This is a genomic window from Nocardioides eburneiflavus (genome assembly GCF_004785795.1).
Lineage (GTDB): Bacteria > Actinomycetota > Actinomycetes > Propionibacteriales > Nocardioidaceae > Nocardioides > Nocardioides eburneiflavus.
The window spans coordinates 2,585,405-2,606,165 of record NZ_SRRO01000001.1; the positions used below are offsets into that span (position 1 = coordinate 2,585,405).

Below are 20,761 nucleotides of genomic sequence, written 5' to 3' on the forward strand. Positions count from 1 at the left end.
GCCCCGGTGAGCATGCGCGACCGGCTCCCACCGGCGCTGCGCCACGGGCCCGCCTTCTGGCGGCGCTCGGTGCAGGCCCGCGTCGTGGTGAGCACGGTGCTGCTGTCGGCGGCCGTCGTCGGCATCGTCGGCTGGTTCCTCATCCAGCAGACCCGCGACGGCCTCCTCGACAACCGGGTCGCCGCGGTCGTGCAGGAGGCCGAGGGCGAGACCGAGGCGGCCCGGGTCGCCCTCGCGGCCGCGTCGGGCCTCGACGTCGACGAGTCCGCGCAGCAGCAGGCCCTCGTCGAGCCGATCCAGGCGCGCGGCGCCACCCGCGGCTTCGCAGTCGTGCTGTCCCCGCCGATCGACGAGGGCCTCCGCCTCGCCGACGGCGGCGCCAAGTTCACCGAGGGCCTCGACCTCTCCAGCGTGCCCGAGACGCTCGAGGACCGCTTCGACTCCCTGTCCCCGACGGCGTGGACCTACACCGACATCCGTACGACCCGCGACATCCAGGGCCTCCCCGAGGGACCCGGCATCGTCGTGGGCAGCCAGGTCCGGCTCCCCGCCGACGACAACACCTACACCCTCTACTACCTCTACCCGCTCGCCGAGCAGCAGGAGACGCTCGCGCTGGTCTCTCGCGCGATGCTCATCGCGGGGGTGCCGCTGCTGCTGCTCGTGGCCGGCCTCACCTGGCTCGTCACCCGCCAGGTCGTGACGCCGATCCGGATGGCCCGCCGGGTCGCCGAGCGCCTCGCCGCCGGCCAGCTCCAGGAGCGCCTGCGCGTGACCGGCGAGGACGACCTCGCGCGCCTGGCCACCTCCTTCAACCAGATGGCCTCCAACCTCCAGAAGCAGATCCGCCAGCTCGAGGAGCTCAGCCGGCTCCAGCGCCGCTTCGTCTCCGACGTCTCCCACGAGCTGCGCACCCCGATCACGACCGTCCGCATGGCCAGCGACGTCATCCACGACGCCAAGCCCTTCCTCGACCCGGTGACGGGCCGGGCGGCCGAGCTGCTCCAGATGGAGCTCGACCGCTTCGAGACGCTGCTCGCGGACCTGCTGGAGATCAGCCGCTTCGACGCGGGGGCCGCGGTGCTCGAGACCGAGGACGTCGACCTCGTCGACGTCGCCCGCCGGGTGGTCGACATGACGTCGGTGCTCGCCGCCCAGCGTGACACACGCGTCGTCCTGCACGACCCCGGCGCCCCGTGCGTCGCGGAGGCGGACGTACGTCGGGTCGAGCGGATCGTGCGCAACCTGGTCACCAACGCCATCGACCACGCCGAGAGCCACGACGTCGAGGTCTTCGTCGGCGCCGACCGGCAGTCCGCCGCCATCGCGGTGCGCGACCACGGCGTCGGGCTCGGGCCGGGGGAGTCGGCGATGGTGTTCAACCGGTTCTGGCGCGCCGACCCGGCCCGCGCGCGCACCAGCGGCGGCACCGGGCTCGGCCTCTCGATCTCGCTCGAGGACACCCACCTGCACGGCGGCTGGCTCCAGGCGTGGGGGCGTCCCGGGGAGGGGGCCCAGTTCCGCCTGACGCTGCCGCGCCACCTCGGCACCCAGCTGCGGCACTCGCCGCTGCCGCTGGTGCCCACCGACGCGCGGGAGACGGCATGACACGGACGACCGCCCGTGCCGCCGGGGTGCTCCTCGTCGCGGCCCTGCTGTCCGGCTGCGTACGGATGCCGACGTCCGGTCCGGTCGTGGAGTCCGAGGTCACTGCCGGTGCCGACGACGTGCCCGGCATCTTCTTCGACCCGCGTCCCCCGCAGGAGGGCGACCCTGCGGCCGACATCGTGGCGGGCTTCTTCGAGGCGATGAAGGCCACGCCCATCCGTACGACGGTCGCGCGCCAGTTCCTGTCCCGCGAGGCGGCCGAGTCGTGGACGCCCGAGCAGCAGATCCTCACCTATGCCGAGCTGGGGGACGCCTCGGCCGGCACGTTCGTGCGGGTGCCGCTGACCGACGTCAACACCTACGACGCCCGGGGTGCGTGGCAGCGCACGGACGGCGGCGTCCAGCTGGGGCTCCGGCTGGTGCAGGAGGACGGCGAGTGGCGCATCGACGAGCTCCCCGACGCCCTGATCGTGCCGGACTCGTGGTTCGACGACTGGTACGAGCGGGCCGCGCTCTACTACTTCGACCCGACCGCACAGGTGCTCGTCCCCGAGCCGGTCTTCGTCCCGCGTGGCGAGCAGTACGCCTCGTCGCTGGTGCGCGGGCTGCTCGCGCCCCTGGGCGCGGAGTCGCTGGACGTCGTCCGCAGCTACTTCCCGCCGGGGACCACGCCGGGCCTCTCGGTCCCGATCGAGTCGGGCATCGCCCGGGTGGCCCTGTCCGGCGACCCGGACGCGGTCGACGACGAGACGGCCGAGCGGATGCTCACGCAGCTGGTGTGGACCCTCGGCCAGGAGCCGCGGATCAGCGCCGTCGAGCTCAGTGTCGGCGACCGCACGTTCACCGGACCCGGCGGGCTGGCGCCGGTCAACCTCAGCTTCGGGGCGGCCTACGACCCCAACGGCGACCGCGCGAGCACCGACCTCTTCGCCCTGGATGAGGGTCGTCTGGTCGCCGGGCGCGTGGGCGACCTGGGCCCCACCAGCGGGCCGTTCGGCGAGCCCGGCTACGCGCTGCGCTCGATCGGCGTCAACCTCCCCGGCACGCGGGTCGCCGCCGTCTCGGTCACCGGTACCGACCTCCTCCTCGCCCCGGCCGAGGTGCCGACGGGCGAGGTGACCACGCCGGTGATCGGCGCCGTCGACCTCGCTGCCCCGCACTGGGACCACCGCGACCGGATCTGGGTGCTGGACCGCGGCGCCGGCCGCGCGCGGGTGGTCCAGGTCGCCGACGGTGACGCCGTCGAGCTGGTCGTGCCGGGCCTCACCGGTCGCCGGGTGACCGAGCTGATCGTCTCCCGCGACGGCAGCAGGCTGGTGGCCGTGGTCCGCGGCGCGAAGGCCGACCGGGTCGTGTCGGTCCGGGTGCGCCACGACGCCGCCGGGACGGTCCTCGGCTTCACGCCGCCTCGCACGCTCCCGCTGCCCACCGAGGACACCACCCGCATCCGCGACGTCGCCTGGCGCTCGCCGACGACCGTCTCGGTGCTCAGCGACATCAACGAGGAGCGTTCCCAGGTGCGCACGATCTCGGTCGACGGCGCGCCCGGCGGCATCGCCACCGGCGGCGCGACCAGCCTGCGCGGCCGGGTCCGCACCCTCGTGTCGACGCCGGCCGACGGTGAGGTGTACGCCCTCGCGGGCCGAGCGGTGACCAGCCTGATCCGGCCGGAGCGGATGGTGCCAGACCTCCCGCAGGGCCTCACGTCGCTCACCTACGTGGGCTGATCCACAGTCCGGGTCGGCCCGTTGCGCCCGCCCGTCCCCGCCTGCTGGCATGGCTGGGTGCTCGACGAGGCCCTCGACCTGTTCCTCGGCAGCCGCTGCGTCGGGTGCGACCGGCCCGGGCGGATGCTGTGCGCGGCGTGCCGCGGCGGGCTCTCGCACACCTCGCGGGTGGCCTGGCCCTCGCCCGTGCCCGCGGGACTCGTCACGCCGTGGGTCGCGGAGACGTACGACGGCGCGGTGCGTGCGCTCGTGGTGGGCCACAAGGACCGCGGTCAGTGGGGCCACCGGCGCGTGCTGGGCTCCCTCCTGGCCGAGGCGGTGCGCGGTGCGACCGGAGGCGTCGACCCGGAGGTGCCGGTGCTGCTGGTGCCCGTGCCGTCGCGTCCGGGAGCCGGGCGCCGCCGCGGCTACGAGGCCACCGCGGCACTCGCGCGTACGGCCGCGCGCGCCCTGCGCCGCGAGCGTCCGGTGCTGCTCGCCCCGCTCCTGGCCTCGCGCGGGGCGGCCGACCAGGCGGGCCTGGGCGCGGGGGACCGGGCACGGAACGTGGCCGGGTCGATGCACTGCCCCTCGGCCGCCCTCGCGCGCGTCGGGCGCCGGCGGAGCGCGGCGTACGTCGTGGTGTGCGACGACGTGGTCACCACCGGGTCCACGGCGCGGGAGGCCCAGCGGGCGCTCGAGGCCGTCGGCCTGCGGCCCGTCGCGATCGCGGCCGTCGCGGCCACCCGCCGGCGCGCCGGGCCGGGCGGGGGACCGACTGGTGACCCGGCTGTTGGCCCGGGGGCCCGGAGGGGCTAGCGTCTTGTCATGGAGTCCGCCCGGGTCCGTGGTTGCGTCACGGAGAGGGCTGCGCGCAGCACCGAGAGGTGCCTCGCCAGGTCCTACCCGCGGCAAGCCGATGCCAGTCGCAGGCGAAACGGTCCACGTAAGTCCCCGGTCGCGCCGCTGCCCAGCAGCGCCGTGCCCGGCGGACGATCACGGTGCGGCTTAGAAGTAAGTCCTGCCCCGTCGCCGACACCAGATGTGTCGGATGCCGGGAGAAGGCCAGTAGTGACGGAGAAGTTGCGAACGCTTCAGCAGGCGGTTGTGGGGTCGAAGACCAGGTCGGCCGGGCGGGCTCCATCCCACCCTGCCCCGGCGGGTGTGCCGTCGCGGCGATATGGAGGGGTGCGGACCGTTCGCTAGTTGAGGAGGTTCACATGGAGGTTGTGGTCACGGGACGGCACTGCGAGGTGTCCGACCGGTTCCGCGAGCACGTGTCCGAGAAGCTCACCCGTCTGGAGAAGCACGATCACCGCATCATGCGCGTCCAGGTGGAGGTCGAGCTCGAGAAGAATCCTCGCCAGCACGACCGGTCCACCAAGGTGGAGCTGACCGCGTTCTCCAAGGGCCCGGTGATCCGGGCCGAGGCGGCGGCCGAGGACAAGATGGGCGCGCTCGACCTGGCCCTCGACAAGATGCAGGCCCAGATGCGCCGCGCGGCCGACCGGCGCCGCGTGCACAAGGGCCGCGCCGCGGCATCGGTGGGGGAGGCCCTCGCCGGCATGCCCACCGTCGACGACGCCGCGCAGGACGACGAGGAGACCGGTGTCATCGAGCACAAGGTCGGCCCGATCACCGTCACCGGTGACGGACCGCTGGTCGTGCGCGAGAAGTCCCACCACGCCACCCCCATGACGCTCGACCAGGCCCTCTACGAGATGGAGCTGGTCGGGCACGACTTCTACCTGTTCGTCGACAAGGAGAGCGAGCGCCCTGCTGTCGTCTACCGCCGCCGCGGCTACGACTACGGCGTGATCTCGCTCGACCTCGGCTGAGTGCCCTCCGCCCCTCGGTCGCGCGCGCATGTAATGATGCGCGCGTGACCGAGGCACAGAGCAGTGAACCCGTCCGCGTCCTGGTGGTCGACGACCAGGAGCTGTTCCGTCGAGGCCTGATCATGCTGCTCAGCGGCGACACCGACATCGAGGTGGTCGGCGAGGCGGCCGACGGCATCACGGCCACGGAGCTCGCGACCACCACCGCGCCCGACGTCATCCTGCTCGACGTCCGGATGCCGCGTCGCACGGGAGTGGAGGCCTGCCGCGCCATCAAGGAGGCCGTCCCGGCCACCAAGATCATCATGCTCACCGTCTCCGACGAGGAGGCCGACCTCTACGAGTCGGTCAAGAACGGCGCGGCCGGCTACCTCCTCAAGGACTCCTCGATCGAGGAGGTCGCCCAGGCGATCCGGGTGGTCAACGAGGGCCAGTCCCTGATCAGCCCGTCGATGGCGGTCAAGCTCATCGACGAGTTCAAGCAGATGTCCAAGCCGGAGCGCGAGCAGGGCCCGGCCCTGCGGCTGACCGAGCGCGAGCTCGAGGTGCTGCGGCTGGTGGCCAAGGGCCTCAACAACCGCGAGGTCGCCAAGGAGCTCTTCATCTCCGAGAACACCGTGAAGAACCACGTCCGCAACATCCTGGAGAAGCTCCAGCTGCACTCCCGCATGGAGGCCGTCATGTACGCCATGCGCGAGAAGTTGTTGGACCTCCCCTGAGGCTGCGCTGAGGCTGTCGGTCCGCTCTGGTTGAGTGCCGTCCGTGACGGAGACCCTCACCAAGCTCCAGGCCCGCCGGATCGCGCTGGCCGCGCAGGGCTTCACCGACCGCGCGCACGCCACGCCCTCGTCGAAGACCCTCGACCGCACGGTCGCGCGCACCGGCGTGCTCCAGGTCGACTCGGTCAACGTCCTCCAGCGCGCCCACTACATGCCTCTCTACTCGCGGATGGGCCCCTACGACGTCGACCTGCTCCGGCGCGCGACGACGTCGACCGGGCGACGCGAGCGCACCCTCGTCGAGTACTGGGCGCACGTGCAGGCGCTCATGCCCGTCGACCTGTGGCCGCTGATGCGGCACCGGATGGAGCACTACCGCGCCGAGCGGGGCAAGTGGGGCTTCACCGCCGACGCGACGCTCGAGCCACGCGTGCGCGACGCCGTCCGTGACCGCGGGCCGGTCACGGCCCGCGACCTCGAGGAGGAGCTCAGCACCGGGCCCCGCTCGCGCGAGCACTGGGGCTGGAACTGGTCGGAGGCCCGCAAGGTGCTCGACTACCTCTACCTCGTCGGCGACGTCGCCATCGCCGGTCGAAACAGCCAGTTCGAGGTCGTCTACGACCTCCCCGAGCGGGTGCTGCCGGCAGCGGTGCTGGACGCGCCGACGCCCACCCCGCAGGAAGCGGTGACCGAGCTCGTACGCCGGGCCGCCCGCTCGCACGGCGTCGCGAGCCTCGCCTGCCTCGCCGACTACTACCGGCTGCGCCTCCAGCCCGCCCCGGGTGCGGCGAGCGCGAAGGTCGCCGTCGAGGAGCTGGTCGAGGCCGGAGAGCTCGCCCCGGTCACCGTGCAGGGGTGGAAGCGGCAGGCCTACCTCCACCGTGACGCCCGGACGCCGCGGCGGGTCGGCGCGCGCACCCTCCTCAGCCCCTTCGACCCCGTGGTGTGGGAGCGGGCACGAGCCGAGGCGCTGTTCGACTTCTTCTACCGGATCGAGATCTACGTCCCCCAGGACAAGCGCCTCCACGGCTACTACGTGCTCCCGTTCCTGCTGGGCGACCGGCTCGTGGCGCGCGTCGACCTCAAGGCCGACCGCGCCACGCGACGGTTGCTGGTCCCGGGCGCCTTCACCGAGGCCAGCGCTCCGCCGGAGACGGCCGACGAGCTGGCCGCCGAGCTGCGCCGGCTGGCGGGCTGGCTCGGGCTGGACGACGTCACCGTGGGCGTCAAGGGCGACCTGTCGCCGGCATTGGGTGCCGCGTTGGCGGGGTAGGTACAGTTACCACTCGTGCCTGCCATCATCGACAAGCTCCTCCGCATCGGCGAGGGCAAGATCATCCGTGAGCTCGAAGCCGTCGCCAAGGCCGTCAACGCCATCGAGGACGACTTCGTCAAGATGAGCGACGACGAGCTCCGCGGGATGACCGACGAGTTCCGCGAGCGGCTCGCCAGCGGCGAGACCCTCGACGACATCATGCCGGAGGCCTTCGCCACGGTGCGCGAGGCCAGCAAGCGCGTGCTCGGCATGCGGCCGTTCGACGTGCAGGTGATGGGCGCCGCCGCGCTCCACCTCGGCAACATCGCCGAGATGAAGACGGGTGAGGGCAAGACCCTCGTCGCGGTGCTGCCGTCCTACCTCAACGCCCTGGCCGGCAAGGGCGTCCACGTCGTCACCGTCAACGACTACCTCGCGAAGTTCCAGTCCGAGCAGATGGGTCGCGTCCACCACTTCCTGGGCCTGACCACCGGCGTGATCCTGCCGTCGATGCGTCCGGCCGAGCGTCGCGAGGCCTACGCCTGCGACATCACCTACGGCACCAACAACGAGCTCGGCTTCGACTACCTGCGCGACAACATGGCCGACTCGGTCGAGGAGTGCGTCCAGCGCGGCCACAACTTCGCCATCGTCGACGAGGTCGACTCGATCCTCATCGACGAGGCCCGGACCCCGCTCATCATCAGCGGTCCGACCCAGGACGAGGTCAAGTGGTACGCCGAGTTCGCCAAGATCACCAGGACCCTGGTCCGCGAGACCGACTACGAGGTCGACGAGAAGAAGCGCACGATCTCGGTGCTCGAGCCGGGCATCACCAAGGTCGAGGACCACCTCGGCATCGAGAACCTCTACGACTCGGTCAACACCCCGCTGATCTCCTTCCTCAACAACTCCATCAAGGCCAAGGAGCTGTTCCGCAAGGACAAGGAGTACGTCGTCATGGACGGCGAGGTGCTCATCGTCGACGAGCACACCGGCCGCATCCTGGCCGGCCGTCGCTACAACGACGGCCTGCACCAGGCGATCGAGGCCAAGGAGGGCGTGACCGTCCGCGAGGAGTACCAGACCCTCGCCACGATCACCCTCCAGAACTACTTCCGCCTCTACGACAAGCTCTCCGGCATGACCGGCACGGCCATGACGGAGGCCTCGGAGTTCGACAAGATCTACAGCCTGGGCGTCGTGCCGATCCCGACGAACCGGCCGATGCAGCGCGTCGACAACGTCGACCTCGTCTACCGCACCGAGGAGGCGAAGTACGAGGCGGTCGCCGACGACATCGCCGAGCGCCACGAGAAGGGCCAGCCGATCCTGATCGGCACCGTCTCGGTGGAGAAGTCCGAGTACCTCTCCAACCTGCTCAAGAAGCGCGGCATCCCGCACACCGTCCTCAACGCCAAGCAGCACGCCGACGAGGCCAAGGTCGTCGCCCTGGCCGGTCACAAGGGCGCGGTCACCGTGGCGACCAACATGGCCGGTCGAGGCACCGACATCATGCTGGGCGGCTCTGTCGACTTCCTCGCCGACCAGGAGCTCCGCAAGCAGGGCTTGGACCCGGTCGAGGCGCCGGAGGAGTACGACGCGGCCTGGCCGGCGATGGTCGAGCGGATCAAGGCGCAGGTGGCGGCCGAGCACGACGAGGTGCGCGAGCTCGGCGGCCTCTACGTCGTGGGCACCGAGCGCCACGAGTCGCGTCGCATCGACAACCAGCTGCGCGGCCGCTCCGGCCGGCAGGGCGACCCGGGCGAGTCCCGGTTCTACCTGTCGCTGCAGGACGAGATGATGCGGCTGTTCAAGTCGGAGTGGGTCGACCGCATCCTCACCGTCCTCAAGGTGCCCGACGACGTGCCGATCGACGCCAAGCGCGTCAGCAACGCGATCGCCGGCGCCCAGGCCAACATCGAGTCGCAGAACTTCGAGTCGCGCAAGAACGTCCTCAAGTACGACGACGTGATGAGCCGGCAGCGCGAGGTCATCTACGCCGAGCGCCGTCGGGTGCTCGAGGGCGCCGACCTCGGCGAGCAGATCCGTGGCTTCCTCGACGACGTGGTCGCCGGCTACGTCCGCGGCGCGACGGAGGGCTACGCCGAGGAGTGGGACCTCGACGGCCTGTTCACCGCGCTCAACCAGCTCTACCCGGTCGGCCTCACCAAGGACGGCATCGTCAAGGAGGCCGGCGGCCTCGAGGGCCTCACCCGCGAGAAGCTGGTCGAGGACCTCCAGCGCGACGTGCAGGAGGCGTACGACCGTCGCGAGGACGAGATCGGCGAGGAGGTCCAGCGCGAGCTCGAGCGGCGCGTCATCCTGTCCGTGCTCGACCGCAAGTGGCGCGAGCACCTCTACGAGATGGACTACCTCCGCGAGGGCATCTACCTGCGCGCCTACTCCCAGCGTGACCCGCTGGTCGAGTACCAGCGCGAGGGCTTCGACATGTTCGCCGCGATGATGGACGGCATCAAGGAGGAGTCGGTCGGTTTCCTGTTCAACCTCCAGGTCGAGGTCGAGCAGGACGACGACGAGGGCGCCGAGGCCGACGAGCCGGAGGAGGTCATGGCCGCGGCGCCGCAGGTCTCCGCCGCCACCCCGCAGATCGACTTCGCCCAGGCGCAGGCCCACGCGCCGACCATCCGTGCCAAGGGCCTCGACCGGCCGAACCGGCCGCAGAACCTGTCCTACAGCGCGCCCTCCGAGGACGGCGAGGCCGAGGTGCACGCCGCCCCGGCCGCCGAGGACGACCCGTTCGCCGGCGTCGGTCGCAACTCGCTGTGCCCCTGCGGCTCCGGGCAGAAGTTCAAGCGCTGCCACGGAGCCCCCGGCGGGGCCACCGGTCGCGCGACCATGGGTGGCTGAGCAGCCGGCCGGCTCCGTCTCTCACCGCTGGTTGAGCAGCGAGTGCAGCGAGTGTGTCGAAACCCAGGTCTCTCGACAAGCCAGGGTTTCGACAGGCCGCTGCGGCCTCGTTCCTCGGCCGCAGGCCATGCTCAACCTCCCGTCGCCCACGGTGCGTCTCGTTCCTCGAGGCACCTGCGACGTCACTCAGCCCATCTGCAGGGCGACGCACTGCCAGCGGTCGCGCACGATCTCGAAGCGTGCGGCGACCGCCCGGGAGCGCCTGCCGTAGCGCACGTGCGCGCTGGCCTCCACCGCGTCGTTGCGGATGAGGGCGGTGCGTACGCCCACCACGACCGGCCGGGCCGGGTTGGGGCCGCGCCCCTGGCCCGGGGCCGAGCCGGCGGCAGCGGTCACGGTGCGGGCCCGCGCCGTGAGGTCCTCGTAGACCTCGGGGACAGCGTGCCGGAGCACCTGGGTGACCGGGCGGTCGCCGGCTCCGATCTCGACGACCGCCTGCAGGAACCGGCCGACGAAGGCGTCGACGTGCTCACGGGTGGCGAGCTCCACGACGACGAGGTCGCTGCTGCGCGCGCTGCGCAGGCGCGGCCGTGGGGGAGCCGTACGGGGCGTGAGGTCGAGTGCGAGCGACCCCTGGACGCTGGCCAGTGGTGCGCGCGGTCGCAGCAGGACGACGTCGGCCTCGGCGGTGTCGGGTGTGCTCATCATCGTGCTCCGTCCTCGTCGGTGTGGGTGCGTGGGTCCGTGGCCGGCAGGCGCAGTGCCTGCCCGGGGTGGATCAGGTCAGGATCCGCGCCGACCACGTCGCGGTTGGCGGCCCAGATCGCTCGCCAGCGGCGCTCGACGTCGTCGCCCCGCGCGGGATGTGCCTGCGCGATGGACCAGAGCGAGTCGCCCGGGCGCACGACGTAGCGCTCGCCGTGCCCGGACCCGGTGCGCGTCGCCGCCACCGGTCGGGTGCGGGGCTCGGCGGACGGGGCGGACGGGGCCACGGCCCGATCCGGGAGGGACAGGCCGACCAGCTGCTCGACGGCCCGCCCGGCGTCGCCGCCGCCGTCGGCGTGTGCGGGGACCGCTGTCCCGGCGACGACGGCGACGCCGCAGGCAAGCAGCACCAGTCGTCGGGTCGTCCCGTCCCCGCTCGGGGCCGCCCCCGCGAGGACCTGGGCCGCGGTGGCCGAGGTGACCAGCCACAGCCACCCCAGTGCCACGGCCAGGAGCGTCGCGCAGCCGGCGACGAGGGCGTCGGCGACCGTCTGGTCCGCCGGAGCGGCGGCGCCGGCCGCGCGCCACGAGCCGGGCACCGTGCGCCCGGCCAGCAGTGCGGCGACCGTGACCGTCAGCCAGACCACGATCGGTCGCCCGCGATCCATCATCCCCCGAGACATCCGCATCCTTTCGTTTGCGTGTGTTTGCGTCATTCAACGGAGGTTTGGTGGCGGTGTCAAAAGTTTCTCCACAGCCGGGGGGCAGTCGCGGGTCTCGATACGTCCGGTCGCGGCCTCGTTCCTCGCCCGCGCGGCCACTCGACCTCCCTCGCCACGTCCCGATCGACTTCGTCGATCGCGACTAGGCTCGGGACATGTCCTGGGAGCACGACCTGTTCGCGCTGTTCGACGACCTGGAGGGACAGGCGGCGGCTGCCTGGGAGGCAGACCGGGAGGCCGAGCTCGCGGACCGGGCGCGCACCGAGTACGGCACCGTCACGCTCGCCAGCCGGCTGATGGCCTCACGCGGCCACGAGGTGGCCCTCGACCTCCCCCACGTGGGTCGGGTGGAGGGACGGCTGGACAGGGTGGGGGAGCAGTGGTGCCTGCTCGGCGGGGTGCGGCAGGACTGGATCGTCCCACTGCGCGCGGTGACGGCGGTCCGAGGCGCCAGCGACCGCTCCGTGCCCGAGGTCGCGTGGTCGCCGATCGACCGTCTCGGCCTGCGTGCCGCCCTGCGACGACTGGCCGACGCCGGCGCCCGGTGCCTCCTGCACCTCGCCGACGGAGCGCGCCACGAGGCGTACGTCCATCGCGTCGGGGCCGACTTCCTGGAGGCGCGGGACCCGGCCGACGGCGAGCTGCTCGTGCCGTACGCCGGGCTGGTCGCGGTGCAGAGCCGAGAGGACTGACGGGTCAGGCGGAGGTCAGGTGGCCTCGACGTCGTAGGGCGGGACCTGGCCCTCGGGCAGCGCGGCCTTCTTGACGGCCCGGGCCTGCTCGCGGTCGACCTCGGCCATCGCCTCGGTGATGTGCTTGCGCACGATCGTGCGCGGGTCGAGGTCGCGGAGCTGGAGGTCGGAGTACTCCGGGCCGAGCTCGCTGCGGAGCTCGTCGCGGGCGTTGTGCGCCAGGCCGCGGGCGCGGTGGAGCAGCTGGGCGGCCTGCCGGGCGAGGTCGGGGAGCTTGTCGGGACCGAGCACGACCACTGCCACCAGGGCGATCACGGCCAGCTCGAGCAGCCCGACGTCGAACATGCCTCAGAACCTACTGCCTCGGCGTGATCGCGCGATCAGAACTTGCTGGAGGGGGTGAGGCCGAGCTGCATCCCGGCCAGGCCGCGGCCGCGCCCCGACAGCGCCTGCGCGACCCGGGTGAGCTCGCGGGCCGCGGGGGCGCCCGGGTCGGCCTCGACGATCGGCTTGCCGACGTCGCCGCCCTCGCGCAGGGAGATGTCCAGGGGGATCTGCGCCAGGACCGGGACGTCGTAGCCGAAGCGCTCGGAGAGCGTGTGCGCCACGCGCTCGCCGCCGCCGCTGCCGAAGACCTCGAGCCGGTGGTCGTCCTCGGCGGGGCAGTGCGGGCACGGGAGGTAGCTCATGTTCTCGACCACGCCGACGACGCGCTGGTGCATCATCGAGGCCATCGTGCCGGCCCGCTCGGCGACCTCCGCCGCTGCTTCCTGCGGAGTGGTCACAACGACGACCTCGGCACTGGGCAGGTGCTGGCCGAGCGAGATCGCGACGTCGCCGGTGCCGGGGGGCAGGTCGAGCAGCAGCGCGTCGAGGTCGCCCCAGTAGACGTCGGCGAGCATCTGGACGAGCGCCCGGTCGAGCATCGGGCCGCGCCAGGCCACGACCTGGTCGCGTCGCGGCTTGAGCATCCCGATCGAGATCACCGAGACACCGCTCGCCGTCGGCACCGGCATGATGAGGTCGTCGACCTGGGTGGGACGGGTGTCGGCCACGCCGAGCATCGCGGGGACGGAGTGGCCGTAGATGTCGGCGTCGACGATGCCGACCTTGAGGCCCTCCTTGGCGAGCGCGAGGGCGAGGTTGACCGTGACCGAGGACTTGCCCACGCCGCCCTTGCCGCTGGCGATCGCGTAGACCTTGGTCAGGGAGCCGGGCTGGGCGAAGGGGATCTCGCGCTGGGCCCGGCCGTCGCTGAGGATCTCCTTGAGGCCGGCCCGCTGCTCGGCGGTCATCACGCCGAGGGTGAGGTCGACCGAGGCGACGCCCGGGACCTTCGTCACGGCGGCGGTGACGTCACGGTTGATGGTGTCCTTGAGCGGGCAGCCGGCCACCGTGAGCAGCACGTGGACCGCGACCGAGCCGTCGTCGGCCACCTCGACCGAGTCCACCATCCCCAGGTCCGTGATCGGACGCTTGATCTCCGGGTCGTTGACGGTCGCCAGGGCGTCCATGACCTGCTGCTGCGTGGGGGTGCTCATGATGGTGAAGTCTACGAGCCGCCCCGCGACGTCACGGTCCCGGCTCGTCCTCCGGCGTCCGGCGGGAGAGGTCCTCGATGTCGCCCATCAGGCTGCGCAGCTCGGAACGCAGGAAGTCACGGGTGGCGACCTCGCCGACCGCCATCCGCAGCGACGCGACCTCGCGGGCCAGGAACTCCATGTCGGCGTGGGCGCGCGCGTTGGCCTGGCGGTCCTGCTCGGCGACGACCTTGTCGCGCTGCTCCTGCCGGTTCTGGGCGAGCAGGATCAGCGGCGCGGCGTACGACGCCTGGAGGCTGAGCATCAGGGTCAGGAAGATGAAGGGGAACTCGTCGAAGCGCAGGTCGTCCGGAGCGAGCGTGTTCCAGGCCATCCAGACGATGACGAAGAGCGTCATCCACATCAGGAACCGGGCCGTGCCCATGAACCGGGCGAACTGCTCGGCGAACGAGCCGAACGCGTCGGCGTCGTAGGCCGGTCGCCGCACGAACGAGCGCCGGGTGTCCCGCGGGGTGTCGAGGCGTGGCCGGCGGTTCTCGCTCACCGGGCACCTCCCGTGCTGCGCCGGTCGTTGATGGGGCCGGGCCGCGGGGACCGGTCGCGCCAGCCCTCGGGCAGCATGTGGTCGAGCAGGTCGTCGACAGTGACCGCGCCGAGGAGTCGGCCCTCGTCGTCGACGACGGGCGCCGCGACGAGGTTGTAGGTGGCCAGGTGGGCGGCGACCTCGTCCATCGAGGCGTCCGGGCGCAGCGGGTCCATCGACTCGTCGAGCGCGGCCGCGACGAGCGTCGACGGCGGCTCACGCAGCAGCCGCTGGATGTGCGCGGCGCCCAGCAGCCGCCCCGTGGGGGTCTCCAGCGGCTGCCGGCACACGTAGACCAGCGCGGCGAGGGACGGCGTGAGCTCGGGGTTGCGCACGTGGGCCAGGGCGTCGGCGATCGTGGCGTCGGGGGAGAGGATCACCGGTTCCGGTGTCATCATCGCGCCCGCGGTGTTGTCGTCGTAGGACATCAGCCGCCGGACGTCCTCGGCCTCGTCGGGCTCCATCAGGCCCAGCAGGGTGGCGGCGGTCTCCGGGTTGAGGTCGGCGATGAGGTCGGCTGCGTCGTCGGCCGACATCTCCTCCAGCACGTCGGCCGCGCGCTCGGAGTCGAGGTGCTCGAGGATCTCGACCTGGTCCTCGTCGGGCAGCTCCTCCAGCACGTCGGCGAGTCGCTCGTCGTCGAGGGCGGCGACGACGGCCGTACGCCGCTCGGGCGGGAGGTCGTGGATCATGTTGGCCGCGTCGGCGGGCCGCATGTCGTTGAGCGCCGCGATCAGGTGCGTGGCTCCCTGCGACGGCTCGTGGCGCGTGAGCCCGGTGACGTCGCGCCACTCCACGACGTGGGTCTGGCCGCGGCGCCGGAACCCCTTGCTCGGCTCCTGCACCGCCACGCGGGACAGCACCCAGTCGCGGTTGCGGGCCTGCTCCATCGCCACGTCGTAGACCACCCCGGTGACGCCACCCTCCTTGGCGGAGTCCTTGATGGTCACCGTGCGGTCGAGCATCTCGCCCATCACCAGCGTCTCGGTGGAGCGTTGCACGAACCGGCGCATGTTGAGCAGGCCCGTCGTGTGGACCTGGCCGCTGTCGATGTTGGTGATGCGGGTCATCGGGACGAAGATCCGGCGCCGCCCGAAGACCTCGGCGACCATGCCGAGCACGCGCGGCTGGCTCGTCTCGGTGCGGATCGCGACGACCAGGTCGCGCACCTTCGCCACCTGGTCGCCCTGGGGGTCGAAGATCGGCAGCCCGACCAGCCGGGCCACGAAGACGCGGGTCGGCGTGGTGCTCACGGCGGCAACGTTAGCGTGCCGCTAGGCTCGTCGGACCACGTCCGAAGCGCGTCGCCGCCCGGACGGGTGGTGTAGCCTGTCGTCGCACGAGTCACTTCTGTCACATCGACCGGGTCGTGCCGATGCGTCCACGACGCGTTGGGGGGCGCGGTCGAGTCACCTCGACGCCGCCACTTCCCCGACGACTGTGAGGCCCGCATGTCCGGCACGACCGCTCCTTCGCGCACGTCCGTCCGCCCGTCCCCGGGCGGCCTCCGCCGCCTGTGCGCGATCGGCGCGACGCTCGCCGCCGCACTCGTCCTCGCTCCGGCCGCGCCCGACGCCGCCGGTGGCGCAGCCGAGGCCGCTCCCGCGGCAGCCCCGGTCGCGGCCCGTGCCACCGAGACGGCCCAGACCACCCCGGCCACGTTCTTCCGGGTGGCCAACTTCAACGTCCTCGGCGCCGACCACACCGCCCCCGGCGGCAACCGCAAGGGCTGGGACCCGGGCGTCGTACGCATGGACCGGGTCGTGACGCTGCTCAAGGACAAGGGACCCGACGTCGTCGGCTTCCAGGAGTTCCAGCCGCCGCAGGCCACCCGCTTCGCCGAGCTGATGGGCACCTCGTGGCAGACCTACCCGGGCCTCAACAACCCAGCCGGCCCGTCGGTGAACTCGATCGGGTGGAGCACCGCGGTGTGGACGCTCGTCGAGGCCCGGACGATCCCGATCCCCTACTTCGACGGCGTGCCCAGCCGGATGCCGGCCGTCCTGCTGGAGAACAACGGCACGGGTCGTCGCGTGTGGTTCTTCAACACCCACAACCCGGCCGACACCCGCGGTCCGGCCCAGCAGTGGCGCGACGCCGGCTTCGCGATGGAGGTCGCGCTCGCCAACGAGCTGCGCGCGGCGTACCCCGGAGTGCCGTTCATCTCCCTCGGTGACAAGAACGAGCGCGGCAGCGACTACTACTGCGTGGTCGCGCCCGGTGCCGACATGTGGTCCGCGAGCGGCGGCTACGTCGACGGCTCCACCTGCCAGCCCCCCGCCGGGGGCGCGATCGACTGGATCATGGGCACCAAGGACGTGTTCTTCAACGGCTACACCCGGGTGTGGAACAAGTTCGTCTCCCAGACCAGCGACCACCCCCTCTACTACGCCAACGCGGTGATCCCGGCCTCCGCCCCGGTCGGCGTCGACCACGTGGTGGTCGTCGCGGTCCCCGGCCTGACCTCGACCGTCGTGCGCGGCACCAGCGCACCCGGCGAGGCGGCGCGGATGCGCGACAACGGCGCGTCGACGACCAACGCCCGTACCGTCACCGAGAGCACGGAGGCCGACGCCAACCTGTTCTCGCTGCTGAGCGGCCGGCGGGTCTTCCCCAAGCGCGGCGGCCACGGCGTGGGTTCGAAGAAGAAGCTCCCCGCCACCGTGCACTCCTCGGCGGGCCAGTACGTCTCCAGCGTCTTCGACCTCGCCCACAACATGTCGAACCGCACGATGTTCCTGTCCAGCCGCCAGGCGACCCAGCTCGTCCTGCGCAGCTACAACCGCAAGACCGGCGGCAAGGACCCCTACGGCGTCGACGACGGCACCGCGAAGATCGACACCTTCAAGATCAAGAAGGACGACGCCACCGCGGTCGGCCAGTGGCGCGACAAGATCGCCAAGCGGGCGGCACGCCTGAGCGTCATCGAGCTGGGCGGCGTCCTCGACGAGGGCCTCGACGGCGGGTTCCGCGGCCCGGCCTACCAGAAGGCCGTCCGCAAGGCCTTCCAGCGGGTCGCCGCGATCCGGCGCAGCATCGCCAAGCAGCCGGAGATGGCCGGCCGTACGCTCCTCGTGGTCACCGGCACCGGTGGCGCGCAGAAGTCGAAGGGGTCCTCGCGCACCTGGGCCCAGAGCTACCGGGTGCCGATGTGGGTGACGGGTCCCGGCGTGCCGGCCGACAGCGACCTGTACGAGCTCAACCCGTCCTTCACCTCGCCCGGCAAGCAGCAGGTGGGCTACTCCGGTGCCCAGCCGATCCGCGTGGGCGACCTCACCAACCTGGTCACCCGCACGCTGGGCCTGCCGCCGGTGCCCGGATCGTCCATGGACCCCGAGCAGCGGTTCCAGGTCTTCGACCCGCTCCTGGTGCCCGGCTCCTGATCGACCCACCTGGTCGGACCCGACCTGACCGATCGGTTGGTGCCGGGTGTGGGAGCACGGTTAGGCTTGCCCCCTCCTGAGCCGCCCATGCCCCGCCACGGGCGTGTGCAGCCGTCTGCCCGCGGCCGCCGGCTCACCTCCCGCAGAAGGTGGCCGTGAAGCACAAGCACCCCCCGACCACGAGCGGCCCACGTCGGCCGCGCGTGGAGCTGTGGGCGCCCGCGCTGGTGCTGGCCGTGATCGCTGCCGTGGTGTGGGCGTCGTTCTTCTCCGACGCCGTCGTCGAGGACACCGCCAGCGACCGGACGGGAGCCGCGCAGGAGGCGGGGCAGACGACCGGCGGCGCCGGCGACGACGCGCAGGACGGCGAGGGCGGAGGGTCCGGAGGGTCCGGCGAGGGTTCCGGTGGCTCGTCCAGCGAGGGCGCGGAGCCCGAGCACGCCGAGCCCGAGGAGCTCGAGGAGTCCGTACGCCGCTTCCGCGCCGCGCAGCGCAAGCTCGCCGCCCGCGTCTCCCAGCAGCTCGCCCGCCGTACGCAGCCCTTCGAGTTCCGGGTGGCGAGCTACAACGTGCTCGGCGACTCCCACACCGGGCCGGGGGGCAACAAGCCCGGGTTCCCCGACGGCAGCCCGCGCATGGACATGGCCATCGCCGCGCTGCGCAGCAACGGCATCGACGTCGTCGGCTTCCAGGAGTTCGAGCAGAGCCAGTACGGCATGTTCTCCTCCCGGGCCGGCGAGTACTCGCTCTACCCGGGGATGTCGCTGGGCAACAAGTCGGTGCGCTTCAACATCGCCTGGCGCTCGAGCGTGTGGCGGTTCGTCGAGGGGCGTTCGCTCTCCATCCCCTATGCCGGCGGCAGCCGTATCGCGATGCCGGTGGTCCTCCTGGAGTCCATCAGCACCGGGCGCCGGGCCTGGTTCGCCAACTTCCACAACCCCGCCGACACCCCGAGCCTCGGCAACAACGCCCGCTGGCGGGCCGAGGCGGCCAGCCTCGAGGTCTCCTACCTGACCGAGCTGCACCAGTCGACCGGTCACCCGGTCATCGCCACCGGCGACTACAACGAGCGCGAGGAGATCTTCTGCCGGTTCACCGCCGGCGGCGTGTTCACCGCCGCCGCGGGCGGCAGCTCGGCCGGCGGCTGCGCCCCGCCCCCGCGGATGGAGGTCGACTGGATCTTCGGCTCGACCGGGGTGGCCTTCGCCGACTACGCCGCCACCGACACCGGCTGGGCCTCCGACCACCGCCTGATCCACTCCACCGCCACGTTGACGGGCGTCGAGTAGCCGCCGGGGCCGGACCCGAGGCGGTCGATATACTCCGCCGCGTGAGGTCCCTGAGCCAGTTGCGGCGTCCCGGCGCGCTGGACGTCCTCCAGGTCGACGCCACCGGCCTCCTGGTCGGCGCCAGCCGCGAGCGTCTCGTCGACGTCGCCTTCGACGGCCGGCGCATCTGGTCGTTCTGGCTGCTGCGCGACGGCGAGCAGGGCGAGGACGGCGTACGCCTGCGCTGGCCCAAGCCGTTGCGCCCCTTCCTCGACGGGGTCACCGAGGTGACCCTGACGGACCCGGGCACCGACACCGTGCTGTTCTCGCGGACCGTCCGGTTCGGCGACCGGACCGACCGGATCCACGTCGTCAACGCCGCGGGCCGGCCCCTGGCCCTGGACAAGTCGCTCAAGCTCGTCGAGACCTTCGACACCCGCGACGCCGCCCACGTCGAGCCCCTGCTCGACGCCATCGACGAGGTGCTGGGCGCGCTGCGCCAGGTCGGCCTCGACGCCTTCCTCGCCTACGGCACCGCCCTGGGCGCGATCCGCGACGGCGGCCTGATCGGCCACGACAGCGACGCCGACCTCGGCTACGTCAGCACCTACGACCACCCCGTCGACGTCATCCGCGAGTCCTTCCGGATCCAGCGGGCGCTCACCGACATGGGCTACCGCGTCACCCGCTACTCCGCCATCGCGCTGAAGGTCCACGTCGAGGAGAGCGACGGCCTCGATCGCGGCCTCGACGTGTTCGGCGGCTTCATGCGCGAGGGCACCCTCTACCTCATGGGCGAGATCGCCGTCCCGTTCGAGCGCGACTGGATCTACCCGCTGGGCACGGCGTCGCTCGAGGGGCGCGAGTTCCCGGTCCCGGCCAACGCCGACAAGTTCCTCACCGCGACCTACGGCCCCCGCTGGCGCGTGCCCGACCCGGCCTACAAGTTCACCACCCCCGCGAGCACCATCGAGCTGTTCAACGGCTGGTTCCGCGGGATGCGTACGGGTCGCGCCGGCTGGCACGGCTACCACAAGCGCACCGCGCACCACGAGCCCACCGTGTCCGCCGTCGCCCGGCAGGTCGCCGAGCGCCACCCGGACCTCGCGACGTACGTCGACATCGGGTGCGGTCGCGGGGCCGACGTCGCCTGGTTCGCCGACCGCGGCGTCTCCGCGGTCGGGCTGGACTTCCAGCCGTACGCCTACGAGGCCGAGGCCCAGCGCCGGGCCGACGACCCGCGCGTGACCTTCCAGCTCTTCAACCTCCTCGAGCTGCGCCACGTCCTCGCCGTCCCGGCGTGGATCGCCCGGATGCCCGGCCCGCGCGCCGTGGGCTGCGTCCACGTCGTCGAGCGGCTCGGCCACCGCGGCCGGATGAACCTGCTCCGCGCGTCGCGGATGGTGCTCGCCGGGACGACCGGCACCCTGCACCTGCAGTTCCTCAGCGAGAAGGGCCGCGACGGCTACGCTCGCCGCACGGGCGCCCGCAAGCCCCTCGACCCCGCGGTCGTCCTCGCCGAGGTGGCGGAGTCCGGCGGCCGGGTGCTCGAGGACGTCCGCACCCGGGTCTCATCCGATCCGGGGAGCTCGCAGGTGTGCCGCATGATCATCGACTGGAACGCGTGAGGTGGGAGCAGACATGTTCGGACTCGGCAACCGGTGGGCCGGCCGTCACGGAGCCGCCGGCGGCGACCTCGAGAAGCGGGTCGCCGCGCTCGAGGAGGCGGTCCAGGAGAACCGTGCCCTCAACGTCCGCCTCGCCGAGCTCACCGACGTGGTGACCGAGCTGTTGCTGCCGGTCGCTGCGCGCGACGAGGAGAGGCTGGAGGAGCTGCTCGGGAAGTACCGCGGGGACTTCTCTTGAGCCC

General features: G+C 72.2%; 18 protein-coding genes. 12 read left to right on the forward strand and 6 right to left on the reverse strand.

Going from position 1 to position 20,761, the window contains the following annotated elements:
* The first annotated feature begins 12 nt into the window (after positions 1–12).
* The 7 genes from mtrB to secA all read left to right on the forward strand — a co-directional run bounded on the left by mtrB (position 13) and on the right by secA (position 9,997).
* Entirely contained in the window at positions 13–1,608 is a 1,596-nt protein-coding gene (gene mtrB, locus EXE59_RS12130; RefSeq protein ID WP_135841266.1) for an MtrAB system histidine kinase MtrB, read from the forward strand.
* A complete protein-coding gene (locus EXE59_RS12135; RefSeq protein ID WP_135839137.1) occupies positions 1,605–3,335 on the forward strand; it encodes an LpqB family beta-propeller domain-containing protein in 1,731 nt (576 codons plus the stop codon). Before mtrB ends, EXE59_RS12135 begins: the two co-directional genes overlap by 4 nt.
* A 57-nt stretch (positions 3,336–3,392) precedes the next feature.
* Positions 3,393–4,133 carry a ComF family protein gene (locus EXE59_RS12140; protein ID WP_246056749.1) on the forward strand — a complete coding sequence of 247 codons (741 nt, stop codon included), beginning with the start codon at positions 3,393–3,395 and terminating at the stop codon, positions 4,131–4,133.
* 401 nt (positions 4,134–4,534) lie between these two features.
* A complete protein-coding gene (gene hpf / locus EXE59_RS12145) occupies positions 4,535–5,152 on the forward strand; it encodes a ribosome hibernation-promoting factor, HPF/YfiA family (protein ID WP_135839138.1) in 618 nt (205 codons plus the stop codon).
* A 44-nt stretch (positions 5,153–5,196) separates the two neighbouring features.
* A complete protein-coding gene (locus EXE59_RS12150; RefSeq protein ID WP_246056751.1) occupies positions 5,197–5,871 on the forward strand; it encodes a response regulator in 675 nt (224 codons plus the stop codon).
* Between the two features lie 43 nt (positions 5,872–5,914).
* Positions 5,915–7,144, forward strand: coding sequence for a winged helix-turn-helix domain-containing protein (locus tag EXE59_RS12155; RefSeq protein WP_342777204.1), 1,230 nt, complete (start codon positions 5,915–5,917; stop codon positions 7,142–7,144).
* Positions 7,145–7,159: 15 nt separating this feature from the next.
* A complete protein-coding gene (secA, locus tag EXE59_RS12160; RefSeq protein ID WP_135839140.1) occupies positions 7,160–9,997 on the forward strand; it encodes a preprotein translocase subunit SecA in 2,838 nt (945 codons plus the stop codon).
* Positions 9,998–10,183: 186 nt separating this feature from the next.
* Here secA and EXE59_RS12165 read toward each other — a convergent pair whose 3' ends face one another.
* Both EXE59_RS12165 and EXE59_RS24835 read right to left on the reverse strand, forming a co-directional pair.
* A complete protein-coding gene (locus EXE59_RS12165) occupies positions 10,184–10,702 on the reverse strand; it encodes an Rv3235 family protein (RefSeq protein WP_135839141.1) in 519 nt (172 codons plus the stop codon).
* Positions 10,702–11,385, reverse strand: a complete 684-nt coding sequence (locus tag EXE59_RS24835) for a LysM peptidoglycan-binding domain-containing protein (protein WP_281280308.1) — start codon at positions 11,383–11,385, stop codon at positions 10,702–10,704. Before EXE59_RS24835 ends, EXE59_RS12165 begins: the two co-directional genes overlap by 1 nt.
* 194 nt (positions 11,386–11,579) lie before the next feature.
* Here EXE59_RS24835 and EXE59_RS12175 point away from each other — a divergent pair, with 194 nt between their 5' ends.
* On the forward strand, positions 11,580–12,116 hold the full coding sequence (locus EXE59_RS12175; protein WP_135839143.1) for a hypothetical protein: 537 nt from the start codon (positions 11,580–11,582) through the stop codon (positions 12,114–12,116).
* A gap of 15 nt (positions 12,117–12,131) precedes the next feature.
* Here EXE59_RS12175 and EXE59_RS12180 read toward each other — a convergent pair whose 3' ends face one another.
* The 4 genes from EXE59_RS12180 to EXE59_RS12195 are packed head-to-tail and all read right to left on the reverse strand — an operon-like array spanning position 12,132 to position 15,493.
* The gene (locus EXE59_RS12180) at positions 12,132–12,461 is read right to left on the reverse strand and encodes a sec-independent translocase (RefSeq protein WP_135839144.1); all 330 of its coding nucleotides are present in this window, start codon (positions 12,459–12,461) and stop codon (positions 12,132–12,134) included.
* Positions 12,462–12,496: 35 nt separating this feature from the next.
* Positions 12,497–13,657, reverse strand: coding sequence for an Mrp/NBP35 family ATP-binding protein (locus EXE59_RS12185; RefSeq protein WP_135839145.1), 1,161 nt, complete (start codon positions 13,655–13,657; stop codon positions 12,497–12,499).
* Between the two features lie 31 nt (positions 13,658–13,688).
* On the reverse strand, positions 13,689–14,201 hold the full coding sequence (locus EXE59_RS12190) for a DUF1003 domain-containing protein (protein ID WP_135839146.1): 513 nt from the start codon (positions 14,199–14,201) through the stop codon (positions 13,689–13,691).
* A complete protein-coding gene (locus EXE59_RS12195) occupies positions 14,198–15,493 on the reverse strand; it encodes a magnesium transporter MgtE N-terminal domain-containing protein (RefSeq protein WP_135839147.1) in 1,296 nt (431 codons plus the stop codon). Before EXE59_RS12195 ends, EXE59_RS12190 begins: the two co-directional genes overlap by 4 nt.
* Positions 15,494–15,691: 198 nt before the next feature.
* Here EXE59_RS12195 and EXE59_RS12200 point away from each other — a divergent pair, with 198 nt between their 5' ends.
* The 4 genes from EXE59_RS12200 (at position 15,692) to EXE59_RS12215 (ending at position 20,757) form a co-directional block, all read left to right on the forward strand.
* Positions 15,692–17,623: an endonuclease/exonuclease/phosphatase family protein gene (locus tag EXE59_RS12200; protein ID WP_135839148.1), complete on the forward strand. Its 1,932-nt coding sequence runs from the start codon at positions 15,692–15,694 to the stop codon at positions 17,621–17,623.
* A gap of 155 nt (positions 17,624–17,778) precedes the next feature.
* Positions 17,779–18,912, forward strand: a complete 1,134-nt coding sequence (locus tag EXE59_RS12205) for an endonuclease/exonuclease/phosphatase family protein (protein WP_135839149.1) — start codon at positions 17,779–17,781, stop codon at positions 18,910–18,912.
* 41 nt (positions 18,913–18,953) lie between these two features.
* The gene (locus EXE59_RS12210) at positions 18,954–20,519 is read left to right on the forward strand and encodes a class I SAM-dependent methyltransferase (RefSeq protein WP_135839150.1); all 1,566 of its coding nucleotides are present in this window, start codon (positions 18,954–18,956) and stop codon (positions 20,517–20,519) included.
* 13 nt (positions 20,520–20,532) lie between these two features.
* Entirely contained in the window at positions 20,533–20,757 is a 225-nt protein-coding gene (locus tag EXE59_RS12215; protein ID WP_135839151.1) for a DUF6752 domain-containing protein, read from the forward strand.
* Positions 20,758–20,761 lie beyond the last annotated feature (4 nt).